Raw genomic sequence first — 17,349 nt, forward strand, 5'->3', positions numbered from 1 at the left:
GGGGTCCCCGCGATGCGGAAGGGCCGCGACGAAGCCAGCACCCTGATGACCGCCGTCGCGCAGATGCACGTCACCGGCTGGTCGCCGGACTGGACCCGGCTCCTCGCCGGGGGACGCCGCGTAGACCTGCCCACCTACGCGTTCCAGCACAAGCAGTACTGGCCGACCATCGAACTGCCCAAGGCCGGCACCGCGACCGGGCACGCCGACGACGCGTTCTGGGCCGCCGTCGAAGCCGGCGACCTCAGCGACCTGCTCGGCGTCGACGCCGAGCCGCTCGTCCCGGCCCTCGCCGCGTGGCGGCGCCGCAAGGCCGAACACTCCACCGTGGACACCTGGCGCTACCAGATCCGCTGGCGGCCCGCCGCCCTCGACCAGACCGCCGCCCTCGACGGCAGCTGGCTGGTCCTGCACAACGGCGCCGAGGCCCTCGCCGGCCGGATCGCCGCCGGCCTCACCGCTGCCGGCGCCACCGCACGGCCGGTCACCGAGATCCCCGCCGGCACGTTCGCCGGCATCGTCGCGCTGCAGGGCGACGACATCCAGTGGACGACGGAGCTGCTCCGTATGAGCGGCGACGCGAAGCTGTGGGTGCTCACCAGCGGCGCCGTGTCCATCGGCGCGTCCGACCCGCTGCGCGACCCGGTCCACACCGGCGTCTGGGGCCTCGGCCGCGCCGCCGCCCTCGAATACCCGCAACGCTGGGGCGGCCTCATCGACCTGCCCGAGACCGTCGACGACCGCACCGTCCAGCGCCTCGCCGCCGTCCTGGCCGGGGCGGGCGACGAGGACCAGGTCGCCGTCCGCGGCTCCGGCGTCTTCACCCGCCGGCTCACGCACGCCCCAGCAGCTCAGCGCCCCGCCGGAGCACCCGCCTGGAAGCCGCGCGGCACCGCGCTCGTCACCGGCGGCACCGGCGCGCTCGGCTCGCACATCGCCCGCTGGCTCGCCAAGAGCGGCGCCGACCACCTCGTGCTCACCAGCCGCCGCGGCGACGCCACCCCCGGCGCCGCCGAGCTGCGCGCCGAACTCGAAGCCCTCGGCGCCCGCGTCACCATCCCCGCCTGCGACGTCTCCGACCGCGCTGCCGTCGCCGCGCTCCTGGAGACGCTGCCGGACCTGCGGGTCGTCGTGCACGCCGCGGGTGTGCCGCAGTCGCAGGTCCTGGACGGCATGACCAGGGCCGACTTCGACACCATCCACGCGCCCAAGGCCGGCGGCGCCGCCCACCTCGACGAGCTGACCGACGGCCGCGACCTCGACGCGTTCGTGCTGTTCTCGTCGATCTCCGCGACGTGGGGCAGCGGCGGCCAGGCGGCGTACGCCGCCGCCAACGCGGTCCTGGACGGCATCGCCCAGCGCCGCCGGGCCCGCGGCCGCGCCGCCACCGCGATCGCGTGGGGCCCGTGGGGCGGCGGCGGCATGGTGACGGCCGAGGAGGGCACGGAGGAGTTCCTGCGCCGCCGCGGCCTGCACGTCCTCGACCCGCAGCTGGCCGTCAGCGCCCTGCAGGGGGCGCTGGACGCCGACGAGACCACGCTCACCGTCGCCGACGTCGACTGGGCCCGCTTCGCCCCCGGGTTCACCGGCTCCCGGCCCAGCCCGCTGCTCGGCGACCTGCCCGAGGTCGCGGCGCTGGACAGCGCCGACGCGCCCGTGGACGGCACCTTCCGCGACGAGCTCGCCGCGATGAGCCCCGCCGACCGGCACGCCACGCTGCTCGGCATCGTCCGTGCCGAGGCGGCCGCCGCGCTCGGGCACAGCGGCGCCGACGCCGTCGACGCGGAGCAGGCGTTCCGCGACCTCGGCTTCGACTCGCTCACCGCCGTCGAGCTGCGCAACCGGGTCAACGCCGCCACCGGCCTCAAACTGCCGGCGACCCTGCTCTTCGACCACCCGACCGCGACCGCGCTCGCCGCGCACCTGGCGACCGAGCTCGGCGGCACCACGGTCGCGGCGAAGCAGGAAGTCACGGCGTACACCGACGAACCCATCGCGATCGTGAGCATGAGCTGCCGCTTCCCCGGCGGTGTCAGCACCCCCGAAGCGCTGTGGGACCTCGTCGTCAGCGGCGGCGACGCCGTCAGCACGTTCCCCGCCGATCGTGGCTGGGACCTCGACGGGATCTACGACCCGGACCCCGACCACGCCGGCACCTCCTACGTCCGCGAAGGCGGCTTCCTGGACGGCGTCGCCGACTTCGACCCGCAGTTCTTCGGCATCTCCCCGCGCGAGGCGCTCACCATGGACCCCCAGCAGCGGCTGCTGCTCGAGGTCGCGTGGGAAGCGTTCGAACGCGCCGGCATCGACCCGCTGTCCGTCCGCGGCGAACGGGTCGGCGTGTTCGCCGGCACCAACGGCCAGGACTACATCGCGACCCTCGCCGCCGCGTCGGCGTTCGACGAGGGCTACGTCGGCACCGGCAACACCGCCGCCGTCATGTCCGGCCGGATCTCCTACACGCTCGGCCTCGAAGGCCCCGCCGTCACCGTCGACACCGCCTGCTCCTCGTCGCTCGTCGCGATGCACTGGGCCGCGCAGGCGCTGCGCAACGGCGAATGCGAGCTCGCCCTCGCCGGCGGCGTCACCGTCATGACCACACCCGGGTCGTTCATCGCGTTCAGCCGCCAGCGCGGGCTCGCCACCGACGGGCGGTGCAAGGCGTTCTCCGACGACGCCGACGGCACCAACTGGGGCGAGGGCGCCGGCATGGTCCTGCTCGAACGGCTCTCCGACGCGCAACGCAACGGCCACACCGTCCTCGCCGTCATCCGCGCCGCCGGGATCAACCAGGACGGCGCCTCCAACGGGCTCACCGCCCCGAACGGTCCCGCCCAGCAGCGGCTCATCCGGCAGGTCCTCGCCACCGCCGGGCTGCGCCCCGCCGACGTCGACCTGCTCGAGGCGCACGGCACCGGCACCAGCCTCGGCGACCCGATCGAGGCGCAGGCGCTCCTGGCGACCTACGGCCAGGACCGGCCCGCGGACCGTCCACTGTGGCTCGGCAGCGTCAAGTCCAACATCGGCCACACGCAGGCCGCCGCCGGCGTCGCCGGGGTCATCAAGGCCGTCCAGGCGCTGCGGCACCGGACCCTGCCGCCGACCCTGCACGCCGCGACGCCGTCCAGCCACGTCGACTGGACCGCCGGCGCCGTCCGCCTGCTCACCGAGACCGCCGACTGGCAGCCCGCCCAGGGACCCCGCCGCGCCGGTGTGTCCGCGTTCGGGATCAGCGGCACCAACGGCCACCTCATCCTCGAAGAGGCCCCACAGGTCGCGGTTGCGGCAGGTGTACCGGCGCCGGCCGCCGGCCCGGTCGCGCTGCTGCTGTCGGCGCGTGGCGAGGACGCCCTCACCGGACAGGCGGGGCAGCTCGCCGACCACCTCGACCGGCACCCGCACCAGCGCCCGGCCGACGTCGCCGCCACCCTCGCCACCGGCAGGGCGCTGCTCACCGATCGCGCCGCCGTCGTCGGTACCGACGCCGAAACCCTCATCGCCGCACTGCAGGCCCTCGCCGCCGGGACGGGACACCCGGCCGTCGTGCGTGCCGCCACCGCGCGTCCCGGCCGCACCGCGATCCTCTTCACCGGCCAGGGCGCCCAGCGCAACGGCATGGGCGCGGACCTCTACGCCACCTACCCGGTGTTCGCCGCCGCGTTCGACGACGCCTGCTCCCGCTTCGACCTGGCCCTGGACCGGCCACTACGGGACCTCGCGTTCACCGGCGGCGACGCCCTCGACCGCACCGGCTACACGCAACCGGCGCTGTTCGCGTTCGAGCTGGCGATGTACCGCCTCGCGGAATCCGCCGGGCTGAGCGCCGACGCGCTCGTCGGCCACTCCATCGGCGAGATCGTCGCCGCGCACGTCGCCGGGGTGTTCGACCTCGACGACGCCTGCCGCCTCGTCGCCGCCCGCGCCGGGCTCATGCAGGCCCTGCCCGCCGGCGGCGCCATGGTGGCGCTGCAGGCCACCGAGGACGAGGTGCTGCCGCTGCTCGACGACACCATCGGGATCGCCGCCGTCAACGGCCCGCGCGCCGTCGTCGTCTCCGGCGACGAGACCGCCGCCGAACGCATCGCCGCCCACTTCGCCGGGGCCGGCCGGCGCACCCGGCGGCTGCGGGTGTCGCACGCGTTCCACTCGCCCCGGATGGACGGCATGCTCGCCGAGTTCGCCCGGGTCGCCGCCACGGTCACCTACAGCGCGCCGCGGCTGCCGGTGATCAGCAACCTGACCGGCACGTTCGCCGCCGCCGGAGACCTGACCGAGCCCGGGTACTGGGTCCGGCACGTCCGCGACGCGGTCCGCTTCGCCGACGGGATCGCCGCCCTGCACGCCGCCGGGTACACCCGCTTCGTCGAGGTCGGTCCCGACGCGGTCCTGACCGCCATGGCCCAGGACGGCCTGCCGCAGGACGCCACCTGCGTGGCGCTGTCCCGCCGGGACAAGCCGGAGACCGAGGCGTTCCTGCGCGGCGCCGCACAGCTCGTCACCGCAGGGGTCGCCCTCGACCGCGCCGCCGCGTTCACGGTCCCGGGCGCGGTGCCCGCCGCTTTGCCCACGTACGCGTTCCAGCGCACCCGCTTCTGGCCGCGCCCCGGCACCGGCGTCTCCGCCGGGCTCGCCGGCGCCGGCCTGGCGACCGCCGACCACCCGCTGCTCGGCGCCGCCGTCGCCCTCGCCGACACCGGCACCGTCGTGCTCACCGGCCGGCTGTCGACCCGCACCCACCCGTGGCTCGCCGACCACGCCCTGCCCGGCGCGGTCATCGTCCCCGGCACCGCGCTGCTCGAACTCGCGCTACGCGCCGGCGACGAGGTCGGCTGCCCGGTCGTCGACGAGCTCACCCTCGCCGCGCCGCTGACCCTGCCCGACCGCGGCGCGGTGGAGCTGCAGGTCCGGGTCGACCCGGCCGAAGGCGACGCAGACGCCCGGCCCGTCACGATCCACGCCCGGCCCGCCGACGGCGGCCACCCGTGGACCCTGCACGCCACCGGTGTGCTCACGACCGGTCAGCCGGACGCCGCCACGACGACGGCGCAATGGCCACCGGCCGGTGCGGAGCCGGTCGACCTCGACGGGTTCTACGCCGGGCTCGCCGTCGCCGGGTTCCACTACGGCCCGGTCTTCCAGGGCCTCGAAGCGGTGTGGAAGGTCGGCGACGACGTCTACGCCGAGGTCGCGCTGCCCGGCGACGCCGCCGAGGACGCCGACCGGTTCACCGTTCACCCGGCGCTGCTCGACGCGGCCCTGCACGCGGTCGCGTTCACCGGACTCGGCCGCACCGACCGCGGGCGGCTCCCGTTCGCGTGGACCGGCGTCACCGTCCACGCCGCCGGCGCGACCCGGCTGCGGGTGCGGCTGCAGACCCTCGGCGCCGACGCGGTGTCGGTGACCGTTGCCGACCCGGCCGGCGCCCCCGTCGCGACCGTGGCCTCCCTGACCCTGCGGGAACTGGCCGCGACCGCGCCCGCGCACTCCAACGTGGACGGTCTGCTCCGCCTGGACTGGCAGCCGCTGCGGCTGGCAGCCGCAGAACCCCAGGCGCTGCGCTGGGCCGTCGTCGGCGTGGACCGCCTGGGCTTCGGCGCCGCGGCGGACGCCTCGGGCGTGCACCTGGAGTCCTACGCCGACCTCGCCTCCCTCGCGGCCGCCGCCGGCAACGGCGCCCGCATCCCCGCGACCGTCTTCCACGTCAGCGCCGGCACCCCCGACACCGTCGCCGCCGCCCACGCGCTGACCGCGCGGGCGCTCGCGGACGTGCAGGAATGGCTCGAGAACCCGGCGTTCGGGGCGTCGCGGCTGGTGTTCCTCACCCGCGACGCCGTCGGCGACGACGTCCGCGACCCCGCCGCCGCGGCCGTGCACGGCCTGGTCCGGTCCGCGCAGTCGGAGAACCCCGGCCACTTCGTCCTCGTCGACCTCGACACCTCCGCCGACTCCATGGCGGCGCTGCCCGCCGCCCTCGACAGCGGCGAACCCGCGCTGCTGCTGCAGGGCGGCACGGTCAGGATCCCGCGCCTCGCCACCGTCAACGGCACCGAGGAGCTCACCCCGCCGGACGGCCCGTGGCGGCTCACCCCCGGCGAGGACGGCACCCTCGAAGGCCTCACCGTCGAGCATGCCGGCGAGGCCGCCGGGGAGCTGCGCGCCGGCCAGGTCCGCATCGCCGTGCGGGCCGGCGGCGTCAACTTCCGCGACGTGCTCAACGCCCTCGGCATGTACCCGGGCGAGGCCGGCTCCCTCGGTCAGGAAGGCGCCGGCGTCGTCACCGAGGTCGGGCCCGGCGTCACCGGGTTCGCCGTCGGTGACCGGGTCATGGGCATGTTCCCCGGCGCGTTCGGGCCCGTCGCCGTCGCCGACCACCGCATGATCGTCGGCGTCCCGGCGGGCTGGTCCTACGCGCAGGCGGCGTCGGTGCCGCTGGTGTTCCTCACCGCGTACTACGCCCTCGTCGACCTCGGCGGCCTCCGCCCGGGGGAGCGGGTCCTCGTGCACGCCGCCGCCGGCGGGGTCGGCATGGCCGCCGTCCAGCTCGCCCGGCACCTCGGCGCCGACGTCCTCGCCACCGCGAGCACCGGCAAGTGGCCGGTCGTGCGCGGCCTCGGCGTCGACGGCACCCACCTCGCCTCGTCGCGGACCCTGGCCTTCGAGCCGCAGTTCCTGGAGCTGACCGGCGGCGCCGGCGCCGACGTCGTCCTCAACGCGCTCGCCCGCGAGTTCGTCGACGCGTCGCTGCGGCTGCTGCCGCGCGGCGGCCGGTTCCTGGAGATGGGCAAGACCGACGTCCGCGACGCCGACGCGGTCGCCGCCGCCCACCCGGGCGTGCACTACCGCGCCTTCGACCTCATCGAGGCCGGCCCCGACCGGATCGGCGTGATGCTCCGCGACCTCGTCGCCATGTTCGAGCAGGGGGTCCTCACACCGCTGCCGGTCACCGCCTGGGACGTCCGCCGGGCCAGGGACGCGTTCCGGTACATCAGCCAGACCCGGCACATCGGGAAGGTCGTCCTCGCCTTCCCGGCCCCGCTGCGCGGCGAGCACACCGCGCTCGTCACCGGCGGGACCGGCGGGCTCGGCGCGCAGGTCGCCCGCCACCTGGCGACCAGCGGGATCCGGCATCTGCTGCTGGCCAGCCGCAGCGGCGAACAGGCCGCGGGCGCCGCCGAGCTGCGTGCCGAACTCGCCGCGCTCGGCGCCGATGTGACCATCGCCGCCTGCGACGTCGCCGACCGGGACGCGGTCGCCGCGCTCATCGCGTCGGTGCCCGCCGACCGGCCGCTGACCGCGGTCGTGCACACCGCCGGCATCCTCGACGACGCCACCGTCGGCGGTCTCGACGCGGCCCGCCTGGCCGCGGTGCTGCGGCCGAAGGTCGACGCCGTCACGCACCTCGACGAGCTGACCGCCGGGCACGACCTGGCCGTGTTCGCCGTGTACTCGTCGGTGTCCGGGCTCATCGGCGGCGCCGGGCAGGGCAACTACGCCGCCGCGAACGCCTACCTCGACGCGTGGGCGCAGCGCCGGGCCGGCCGCGGCCTGCCCGCGACCGCGCTCGCCTGGGGTCCCTGGATCACCGCGAGCGGCATGACCAGCGACCTGACCGACGCCGACGTGCGCCGCATGTCCCGCGGCGGCCTGCTGCCCCTCGACCCGGCCCGCGGCCTCGCCCTGTTCGACGCCGCCGTGCGCCGTGCCGAGCCGCTCGCCGTGCCGATGCTGCTGGACCTGCAAGCGCTGAAGGGCGACGCCGTCGCGCCGCTGCTGCGCGGGCTCGTGCGGGGACCGGCGAGGAAGGCGGCCGGGCGGGGGACCACGGCCGGGGTGTCGCTGACCGAGCGGCTCGCCGCCGAGACCGCGGAAGGCCGCGAGACCCTGGTCCTCGACTTCGTCCGCGCCCAGGTCGCCGCGGTGCTCGGGTTCACCACCCCCGACGCCGTCCCGCCGGGGCAGAGCCTGCTGGAGGCGGGCTTCGACTCGCTCACCGCCGTCGAGCTGCGCAACCGGATCGGCGCCGCCACCGCGCTGCGGCTGCCCCCGACGCTCGTCTTCGACCACCCGACCCCGGCCGCGCTCACCACGCACCTGCTGCAGCAGCTGGGCAGCGTGGTGGTGCGCATGGCGGAGCCGGTCCAGGAGAGCAGGGAGGACGGCATCGGGGCGATGTTCCGCGACGCCTGCCGCAACGGTCAGGTCGACCAGGGCTACGCGCTGCTGCGCGCCGCCGCCGCGCTGCGTCCCACGTTCAAGGCCCGCGCCGACTTCGGCCGCGAGCTCCAGCCGGTGAAGCTCACCTCCGGGCCCGCCGACCGGCCGGTGCTGATCTGCTTCAGCTCCTTCGTCGCGCTCGCCGGCGTCCACCAGTACGCGCGGCTCGCCGCCAGCTTCCGCGACACCCACGACGTGTGGGCGCTGTCGGTGCCCGGCTTCCTCACCGACGAGCGCCTGCCCGCCACCTGGGAGACCGTCACCGACATGCAGGCCGAGCTGGTGCGCGAATGCGTCGGCGACCGGCCCGCGGTCCTGCTCGGCTCCTCCGGCGGCGGGCTGCTCGCCCACGCCGCCGCGACCCGCCTGCACGACCTCGGCGCCCCGGCCGCCGGCGTGGTCCTGCTCGACACCTACCCGGCGACCGAGGACTCGCCCCTGGCCAAGTTCCAGGCCGAGCTCATCGACGGCATGTTCGACCGGCAGGGCCTCTTCACCACCCTCGACTCGGCCCGGCTGACCGCGATGAGCTGGTACTTCGACCTGTTCGGCGGCTGGCGGCCCGCGCCGCTGGCCACGCCCACGCTGCTGCTGCGCTCCTCGGAGCCGATCGTCGCCAACGGCCCCGACGGGCCCTACGCCCGGCACGAGTGGCAGACCTCGTGGCAGGACGCGGACACGACGATCGACGTGCCCGGCAACCACTTCACGATGATGGAGCACCACGCCGGCTCGACCGCCCAGGCGGTGCGGCAGTGGGTCGACGATCTGAGAGGTTCACGATGACGACCAGTGACTTGTGGGTCCGCCGGTACCACCCCCGGCCGGACGCCCCGGTGCGGCTGGTGTGCTTCCCGCACGCCGGCAGCTCGGCGCCGTTCTACGTGCCGGTGTCCGCGAACGCCGGGCCCGGCGTGGAGGTGCTGTCGCTGCAGTACCCGGGCCGGCAGGAACGGCGCAACGAGCCGCTCGTCGACGACCTCGACACGCTCGCCGCGCAGTGCACCGACGCGGTGCTGCCGTGGCTGGACCGGCCGTTCGCGCTCTTCGGCCACAGCATGGGCGCCACCGTCGCGTTCGAGGTGGCGCGGCGGCTCACCGCCAAGTCCCTCGAACCGGTCCACCTCTTCGTGTCCGGCCGCCGGGCGCCGTCCCGGCCGCGGGACGAGCACGTCCACCGCCGCGACGACGCCGGCATCATCGCCGAGATGAAGTCGCTCAGCGGCACCGACACCCGGATCTTCGACGAGGAGGACCTGCTGCGCGAGCTGCTGCCGATCGTCCGCAACGACTACAAGGCCGCCGAGACCTACGCGTACACCGGGGGCGAGCCGCTGCGGTGCCCGGTCACGGTGTTCACCGGCCACGACGACCCGAAGGTCAGCGTCGATGAGGCCGACGCCTGGCGCTCCCACACGACCGGGACGACGGTGCTGCACGTGTACGACGGCGGCCACTTCTTCCTCACCCGGCACCAGGCTGCCGTCCTCGCCGTCGTCAGCGGGTCGCTCGCGCCCGCCACCACCGGCTGAAGGGAGCCAGACCGATGCGGGTCCTGTTCGTCACCCTGCCGGAGAAGTCCCACCTGTTCTGCATGACACCGATCGCGTGGGCGGCGCGCGCCGCCGGCCACGAGGTCCGCGTCGCCAGCTCACCGGCGTTCACCGACGTCATCGCCCGCACCGGCATGACCGCGGTCGGCGTCGGCGACAACAGCAACATCAGCTCCGCGATGGCGCAGCACCGCGAGTCGCAGGAGGTCGAGTCCGTCGACTGGAGCGAGCTCGACCCGGCGAAGCTCACCTGGGAGCGGGAGCTGGAGCGGGCGCAGATGGGTGCCTGGGGCTTCGCCTACTACAACGAGCCGATGATCCCCGACCTCGTCGCGTTCGCCCGGCACTGGCGGCCCGACCTCGTCGTGTGGGATCCGCTCACCTACGCCGGACCGCTCGCCGCCACCGCGGTCGGCGCCGCCCACGTCCGCTCGATGTGCTTCACCGACGTGTGGGCGATGAAACGGCAGCTGTTCCTGAAGCTGCGCGACGAACAGCCGGCCGACCGGCGCCTGGACCCGATGGCGGAGTGGCTCGGCGGGCACGCCGAGGCGCTCGGCGGCGCGTTCACCGAGGAGCTCATCACCGGGCAGCTCACCCTCGACCCGCTGCCGTCACGGCTGTCGGTGCCGTCGGACGTCCGCCGGCTCCCCGTGCGGTTCGTGCCCTACAACGGCCCGGCCGTCGTCCCGGACTGGCTCGCCGACCCGCCCGCCCGCCCCCGTGTGTGCCTGAGCCTCGGCGCCGCCAACACCGAACGCTACGGCGGCGACTACGTGTCGAAGGCCGCGATCCTCGAGGCCCTCGCCGACCTCGACGTGGAGGTCGTCGCCGCACTGCTGCCGGTACAGGTGCAGGAGCTCGACCGGGTGCCGGACAACGCCCGGGTCGTCGAGTCGGTGCCGCTGCACGCGCTGCTGCCCAGCTGCGCCGCCCTGATCCACCACGGCGGCTTCGGCAGCTACGCCACCGCGCTCGTGCACGGGGTGCCGCAGCTGTGCGTCTCCACCGCGGTCGCCGACCAGACCCTGCGCGGCACCGGCCTGCAACAGGCCGGCGCGGGCCTGTTCCTGCCGCACGCGCAGGCCGGGCCGCAGGAGATCCGCGACGCGGTCGCCCGCCTGGTGTCGGAGCCCGGGTTCGCCGCCAACGCCGCGTCCCTGCGCGACGAGGCTCTCGACCGGCCCACCCCCGCCCAGGTCGTCGCCGAGCTCGAACGGTTCGCGGAGGTGGCGGCATGAGTCTGGCGTTCATTCTCGGACAGAAGAACCTCGCCTACGACCCGACCGGCCTCATCGCACTGTACGAGCGGCACCAGGCCGTCCGGGACTCCTACGACCGGGCCGCGCAGTGGACCGGCATCGACGTCGCCCTGCTGCTGCGGACCGCCGACGACGCGACGCAGCGCTCCCGGACCACGTCGATCGGGCTGGCCGCGGCCATGCTCGGCATCGCGGACCTGCTCGGCGAGCACGGCGTACACCCGGCGATGGTCGGTGGGATCAGCCTCGGCGCGATGGTGTCCGGGGCCCTGAGCGGCGCGGTGGCCCGTGAGGACGTCATCGGGCTGCTCGGCCACACCGACGGCGACCAGCGCCCCGACCGGGCCGAGCTGCCCGAGGGGTGCGTCGCCGCGGTCCTGCCGCTCGGGCAGACCTGCGAGCAGTTCTACGGCACCCGGCCAGGGGTCTGGTTCGCCGGCGACTTCGGCATGCACACCAGCGGCGCCTTCCGGATGCTGCTGCTCAGCGGCTACCGCGAGGCCCTCGACGAACTGGCCGCCGGCTACCCGCCGGAGTACTTCGTGTTCAGTGAGGAGACCGTCGCGGTGCACAGCCCGCTGCGGCACCGCGCCCGCGACGTGCTCGCCCGCATCGCCGCGGACATCAAGTTCACCGACCCGGCGGTGCCGATGTGCTCGTCGCTGGAGCCGCGCGTGCTGCACAGCGCCGAGCAGGTCCGCAGCGAGTTCAGCCGCAACGTCGTCGAGCCGATCCGAGCCGACCACCTCACCGGCCAGATGCGCCGCCTCGGCGCGCGGCTCGGCGTCATCCTCGGCCCGACCCTGCCCCGGGACGGGTTCGAGTTCCCGTTCCCCGTCGTGTACGTCGACGCCCCGGACGACATCGACCAGGTCGTCGCCGCCGTCCGCGAGCACGACGTGCTCCTCCCCACGTGACCTCAGGAAGGCTGCCGGCATGAGCCTCGCGTTCATCTTCGGAACGAACCTGCTCAACTACGACCCGCGGGGCGTCATGGAGTTCCACGACGCCTACCCGGCCATGCAGAAGGTGTACGACAAGGTCAGCACCTGGACCGGGCTGGACCTGGACCGGCTGCTGCGGCGCCGGGAGGACGACGAGGAGGACCTGGAGGCCCGGTCGCGGCACGGCTCGGTCGCTCTGGCTGCCGCGATGGTCGGCATCCACGACGTCCTCGCCGCGCAGGGCATCCACCCGGCCGCGGTCGGCGGACTCAGCCTCGGCTCGATGGTCAGCTCCTCCCTGGCCGGCGCGCTGCCCCGGGAGCGGCTCTTCGACCTGCTGATGCGGATGGACCACGTCGGCCCCCGCGACCCCTCCGGACCCGCCGAAGGCGTCGCGGTCGCGTTCCTGCCCGTCGGCGAGGACGAGGCGCTGCTGGTCGAGCCGAAACGCGACGGCGTCTGGCTCGCCGGCGACTTCGGCACCCACCCCACCGGCACGTTCCGCATCCTGCTGCTCAGCGGTTACCGCGAGGCCCTGGAGCGGCTCGCCGAGGAGACCGCCGCGTCCGGCGGGCTGGGTCAGGTCCAGGTGCAGGAGGCCAACTCGGTGGCCGTACACACGCCGCTGCGGCAAGCCGTCGCCGACTCGATCGCCGGCATCGCCGCCGGGGCCGGCCTCGGCGACCCGGTCCTGCCGCTGTGCTCGGCGCTGGAGCCGCGGACGCTGACGACGGCGGCCGAGGTCGCCGACATGTTCAGCCGCAACGCCGTCGAGACGATCCGCATCGACGACATGAGCGCCGGGATGCACCGGCACAAGACCCGCGTCGGGCTGGTCCTCGGCCCGTCGCTGCCGCGCGGCTGGATCGCCTTCCCGTTCCCGATCGTGCACGTCGAGTCGCCCGCCGACCTGCCCGAGGTCATGGCGGCCATCTTCGACAACGGCGTCGTCCTCCCCCCGAAGCGAGTGTCATGACGGCCCACATCGCCATCTTCGTCTTCCCGGACTACGGGCACTTCAACCCGACGCTGCCGATCGCCAGGCACCTGGTCGAGCGCGGCCACCGGGTCACCTACGTCGTCGACTCGATGTATTCGGCGGCGGTGGCCTCGGTCGGCGCGGACCTGGCCGGCTACACGTCCGTCCGGCGCAGGCTCAGCACCGGCAGCCACGTCGAGAGCGACGAGATCGCCGAGCTCGGCCTGGACATCCTCGCCGACGCCAACACCCGCGTCATCCCGGCCGCGCGCGCCGCGTTCACCGGCGACCGGCCCGACCTGATCGTCTACGACTTCGAGAGCTTCGTCCCGGCCCGGATCCTGGCCCGCGAGTGGGGCACCCGGACCCTGCAGTACTTCCCGTACACGGCCTCCAACGACCACTTCTCCCTGCACGCCGAGACGATGGACCGCGACTCCGACTACGTCCACAAGGGCGTCGAGGCGATCATGGAGATCCTCTCGGAGGTCGAGCCGGACCCGGCGAAGATGTGGGCGATGATGGCCGTCGCCGACGAGCACAACCTCGTCTTCCTGCCCAGGGCACTGCAGCCGCACGGCGAGACGTTCGACGAGAAGTTCACGTTCCTCGGCCACTGCCTGCCCTCCACGCCACCGGCGGTCACCTGGACGGCCCCGGATCCCGATGTACCGGTGGCGCTCATCTCGATGGGCACCGAGTCCAACGAACGCACCGGCATGTTCCAGCTGTGCGCCGACGCCTTCGCCGACAAGACGTGGCACGTCGTCATGACCCTCGGCCGCGGCAACGCCCTGGACGAGGGCGTGTCGGCGGTCAACGTCGAGGCCCACGAGTGGCTGCCGCACCTGGCGGTCCTGCCCCGCGCGTCGGTCTTCGTGACCCACGGCGGCATGGGCAGCCTCGTGGAGGCGCTGTACCACGGCTGCCCGTGCGTCGTCGTGCCGCACACCCCGGAGAACGCCGTCAACGCCCGCCGGGTGGACGAGATCGGCATCGGCCGCTACTTGCCCGCCTCGACCCTCACCCGGGCCACCCTCCGCGCCGCGGTCGACGAGCTCACCAGCGACCCCGAGACCCTCGCCCGCGTCGCCGCCATGAGCGCGGCGATGCGCGCCGGCGGCGGCCCCGCCGAGGGCGCCGACGTCATCGAACGCCTCCTCGCCGCACCCGCGGGCTGACCCGCGGTCGGGCATCCGCGCCGGCATGGTAGGACCGGTGCATGGCGTACAACGTCGTGCTCACCACCATGCCGGCGCGGGCGACCGCGGTCGTCAAGGCCCAGACCACCTGGCAGGAGTTCCCGGGCTTGTGGAAGCCGATGCTCGACCAGGTCTGGGCCTGCCTCAACGCGCACGGCATCACCCGCGGGTGCCGCAACGTCATGCTGTACCTCGACGCCACCCCGCGGGTCGAGGTGGGCGTCGAACTGACGATGCCGTGCCCGCTCAGCGGCGACGTCGTGCTGTCCACACTGCCGGTCGGCCCGGTCGCGACGACCGTCCACCGCGGCTCGTACGCCGGCCTGGCCGCCGCGCACGAGGCCGTCGTGACGTGGTGCTCGCTGCGGCGGCTCCGGCTCGCGGGGCCGCGCTGGGAGGTCTACGGGCCTCATCACCCCGATCCCGGCCAGGTGGTCACGGAGGTGTTCCACCTTCTCGAGCACGGAGAAGCTGACTGATGGTTTCACGGCGGCACTCGCTATCGTCCGTGCATGACCGCAAGTGATCGTCTGCTGAGCCTGATCGAGAACACCCCGGAGATCGACCTGCTGCTGCGGTCATCGTTCGGCTTCGACATCTGGCGAAAGCACTATGGCGATGGCTTGAGGCTTGCCTCGGGTGCGCGGATGGAGCCAATCGCCGGGGAGTCCGCCGGTGGGGCCTACTTCCTGTGTACCGAGCGGGACGGTCGTCGGCCGGTCGTGTTCGCAAGTTCTGAAGGGCAGGGCGGGCTGATCGCCGACGACCTGGCGGACGCACTGGAGATCATCATCGGCCTGGAATGGCACGACTGCCTCGGGTTCTCCGGCGGGGGTGACGTGGAGGTCATGCAGGTCTCCGCTCGACACCTCGAACGATCCCGTGACAAGTACAACCCGGAGATCTTCAAGGAAGCCGCCCAGGTGGCCGCCGCCCTCTCGCTCCGTGCCCTACCTCGCCCCGAGCTGGTCATCCGGCTCCATGGCGCCGCCTCGAGAACGGAACCCGACTACCTCGTGGCCACCGATGACGGGCACGTCTACGACCCGTTGTTCGGTGAGTACTCGGAACCGCGCCACGGTGGCTGGCGCTGAGTAGGCCGACGAGGGCACGTCACCCGAAACCGGCGAGGGGCGGGCGCTCATCGCCCGCCACACTGGGCTGGTGGCTGTGCCAGCGACGGGGCAGTCCGACCAGCCGCCCCAGCCGCCCCAGCCGCCCCGGTCGCCCCGGGCGGCGGGGGTCGCGGGCATCGTCTTCGCCGTGCTGTGCGCCGCCGTGATCGTCGGCATCCGTATCGTGTTTCCGGAGCTGCCGCCCACCGCGGACCAGTGGCACACGAGCACGTCCGGCCGCACCGTCCTGCGGGTGGCGCTGGCGCTGCTGCCGTTCGCCGGCATCTCCTTCCTGTGGTTCATGGGTGCGTTGCGGGCCTTCATCGGCGGGCGGGAGGACAAGTTCTTCGCCACCGTGTTCCTCGGTGGCGGGCTGCTGTTCGTCGCGATGCTGTTCGCGCTGGCCACGGCCGCCGACAGCATGCGCGACGTCGCCGACGCGTCGCCGGGCGACCCGCCACCCGAGCTGTGGCGCTACAGCCACCATCTCACGTACACGCTGCTGTCGAGCTACTGCATGCGGATGGCCGCCGTCTTCACCTTCGCGACGACCACGATCGGGCACCGCCTACGCCTGTTCCCGCGTTGGCTGGTGGTGCTGGGCTACATTGTCGGCGCGATCCTGCTCGTCGTCGTCACCCGGGTTCCCTGGTCCGAGCTGGCATTCCCGGTCTGGGTCCTGGCCGTCGGCTGCCGAATGCTTTCCGGCCGACCCAACGGCGGCGTGACCTCACGGTAGCCGCGGCTCACGTGCTGGGGGTGAGAGACATGGTGTCAGCGATGTGGCGCCCCGATCGTGCGGCCCAGGCGGCGAGCTTTTCCAGGCGGGGCAGCAGCTCCACGGGTGGCGGGCGGTCGGCCGCGGCCCGGCGCAGGTCGGCCGCGGCCCGGTGGTGCTGATCGCCGTGCAGCAGCGCGGCGACGGCGGCGCGGATCGTGGCGGTCGTCGCGGTGTGGCCGGGTAGGTGCAGGCCGGCGCCCGAGGTGGCGATCCGGGTGGCGAGGCAGGCTTGTTCGCTGGCGAAGGTGATGGCCAGCTGCGGGGTGCCGCTCACCATGGCGCTGCCGGCGCCGCCGTGGTGGACGACCGCGTCGCAGTCGGGCAGCAACGCGTACAGGGGCAGACCCCGCCGGCCTGTGTGACTGCGACAGGGTGCGGGCCGGCACCCCTTCCCGGGCCGGCCCGCGGACTCGGGTTTCAGCGCGTCGGGGCGGCCACCGCGCGGTCCAGGTACCGGTCCAGCAGCATGTCGAGGTAGCCGGGGCCCGCCGTGCCGAACTCGGGCACGAGGGTGCGCAGGCGGCTCAGGGACACCTCGGTGCGGGAGAACGGACCCGTCGAGTACACCCGGTCGGGGGCGACGCCGAGGCGCTGGGACACGCCGTCGACGATGTCCTCGACCGGGAGCGGGCGGCCGGAGGCGACGTTGACGACCACGTCGCCCGCGTCGGCGGTCAGCAGGCCGTCGATGGCGTGCATCAGGTCGCGGGCGTCGAGCAGGTCGCGGTGGGCGCCGCGGTACACGGTGACGGTGCCGCTGGCGACCTGGCGCACGATGGCCGGCAGCAGCTGGTGCGGGCGCTGGTGCGGGCCGACCACGTGGCTGAGCCGCAGCACGACGTGGCGCACGCCGGAGGCCCGTACGCAGGCCTCCAGGGCGAGCTTGTGCCGGCCGTACACCGACGGCGGGAAGAGCGGGCCGTCCTCGGTCGCCGGGGCGGTGGTGTGGCCGTACATGGCGAACGACGCGGTCGAGAAGTACAGCAGGGTCCGGTCCTGCGTGGCGCACCTGCGCAGGGCGGCGTAGAGCGCCTCGGCCTCGCGGTCGAACTCGGCCGGGTCGGTGACGGACGTGCTGGACACACCCACCGCGAGCGCCGTCACGTCCGGGAACCGGTCGCCGAACGCCGCGGCGAGGTTCTTGGCCAGGAACCCGTTGCCGATGATCTGCATGTCACCCTCCCGACCGGGTCGGGGCCGGCGGGGTGGCGGCGCCGCGCCCGCCCCCCCCCCCGGCCAAACGCCCCGGGGGACCATCAAAAACCCCGGGGGGGGGGGGGGGCGCCGGCGGCCCCCCAC

At 74.3% G+C, this 17,349-nt stretch carries 11 protein-coding genes; 9 read left to right on the plus strand and 2 right to left on the minus strand.

The genetic code is table 11. The features are described 5' to 3' along the window. The first annotated feature begins 12 nt into the window (after window positions 1–12). The 9 genes from AB0J72_RS57670 to AB0J72_RS57710 all read left to right on the plus strand — a co-directional run bounded on the left by AB0J72_RS57670 (window position 13) and on the right by AB0J72_RS57710 (window position 16,008). Window positions 13–9,000: an SDR family NAD(P)-dependent oxidoreductase gene (locus tag AB0J72_RS57670; protein ID WP_363417377.1), complete on the plus strand. Its 8,988-nt coding sequence runs from the start codon at window positions 13–15 to the stop codon at window positions 8,998–9,000. Beyond that, window positions 8,997–9,746, plus strand: coding sequence for an alpha/beta fold hydrolase (locus tag AB0J72_RS57675; RefSeq protein WP_363417380.1), 750 nt, complete (start codon window positions 8,997–8,999; stop codon window positions 9,744–9,746). The genes AB0J72_RS57670 and AB0J72_RS57675 overlap by 4 nt, the downstream gene beginning before the upstream one ends. 14 nt (window positions 9,747–9,760) lie before the next feature. Continuing rightward, window positions 9,761–11,008 (plus strand): activator-dependent family glycosyltransferase, encoded by a 1,248-nt coding sequence (locus tag AB0J72_RS57680; protein ID WP_363417383.1) that lies wholly within the window; start codon window positions 9,761–9,763, stop codon window positions 11,006–11,008. After that, window positions 11,005–11,946: an acyltransferase domain-containing protein gene (locus AB0J72_RS57685; RefSeq protein ID WP_363417385.1), complete on the plus strand. Its 942-nt coding sequence runs from the start codon at window positions 11,005–11,007 to the stop codon at window positions 11,944–11,946. Before AB0J72_RS57680 ends, AB0J72_RS57685 begins: the two co-directional genes overlap by 4 nt. Before the next feature lie 19 nt (window positions 11,947–11,965). Further along, window positions 11,966–12,949: a hypothetical protein gene (locus tag AB0J72_RS57690; protein WP_363417388.1), complete on the plus strand. Its 984-nt coding sequence runs from the start codon at window positions 11,966–11,968 to the stop codon at window positions 12,947–12,949. After that, entirely contained in the window at window positions 12,946–14,133 is a 1,188-nt protein-coding gene (locus tag AB0J72_RS57695; RefSeq protein WP_363417391.1) for a macrolide family glycosyltransferase, read from the plus strand. The genes AB0J72_RS57690 and AB0J72_RS57695 overlap by 4 nt, the downstream gene beginning before the upstream one ends. Window positions 14,134–14,174: 41 nt before the next feature. Further along, window positions 14,175–14,633 (plus strand): GyrI-like domain-containing protein, encoded by a 459-nt coding sequence (locus AB0J72_RS57700; RefSeq protein ID WP_363417394.1) that lies wholly within the window; start codon window positions 14,175–14,177, stop codon window positions 14,631–14,633. A gap of 33 nt (window positions 14,634–14,666) precedes the next feature. After that, on the plus strand, window positions 14,667–15,248 hold the full coding sequence (locus tag AB0J72_RS57705; RefSeq protein WP_363417397.1) for a hypothetical protein: 582 nt from the start codon (window positions 14,667–14,669) through the stop codon (window positions 15,246–15,248). Between the two features lie 70 nt (window positions 15,249–15,318). Continuing rightward, window positions 15,319–16,008: a hypothetical protein gene (locus tag AB0J72_RS57710; RefSeq protein ID WP_363417400.1), complete on the plus strand. Its 690-nt coding sequence runs from the start codon at window positions 15,319–15,321 to the stop codon at window positions 16,006–16,008. 7 nt (window positions 16,009–16,015) lie between these two features. Here AB0J72_RS57710 and AB0J72_RS57715 read toward each other — a convergent pair whose 3' ends face one another. Further along, on the minus strand, window positions 16,016–16,471 hold the full coding sequence (locus AB0J72_RS57715; protein ID WP_363417406.1) for a nucleotide disphospho-sugar-binding domain-containing protein: 456 nt from the start codon (window positions 16,469–16,471) through the stop codon (window positions 16,016–16,018). Further along, a complete protein-coding gene (locus AB0J72_RS57720; protein ID WP_363417403.1) occupies window positions 16,468–17,223 on the minus strand; it encodes an NAD-dependent epimerase/dehydratase family protein in 756 nt (251 codons plus the stop codon). Before AB0J72_RS57720 ends, AB0J72_RS57715 begins: the two co-directional genes overlap by 4 nt. Window positions 17,224–17,349: the final 126 nt, after the last annotated feature.

Source organism: Dactylosporangium sp. NPDC049742 (assembly GCF_040674675.1).
GTDB classification, from domain to species: domain Bacteria; phylum Actinomycetota; class Actinomycetes; order Mycobacteriales; family Micromonosporaceae; genus Dactylosporangium; species Dactylosporangium maewongense.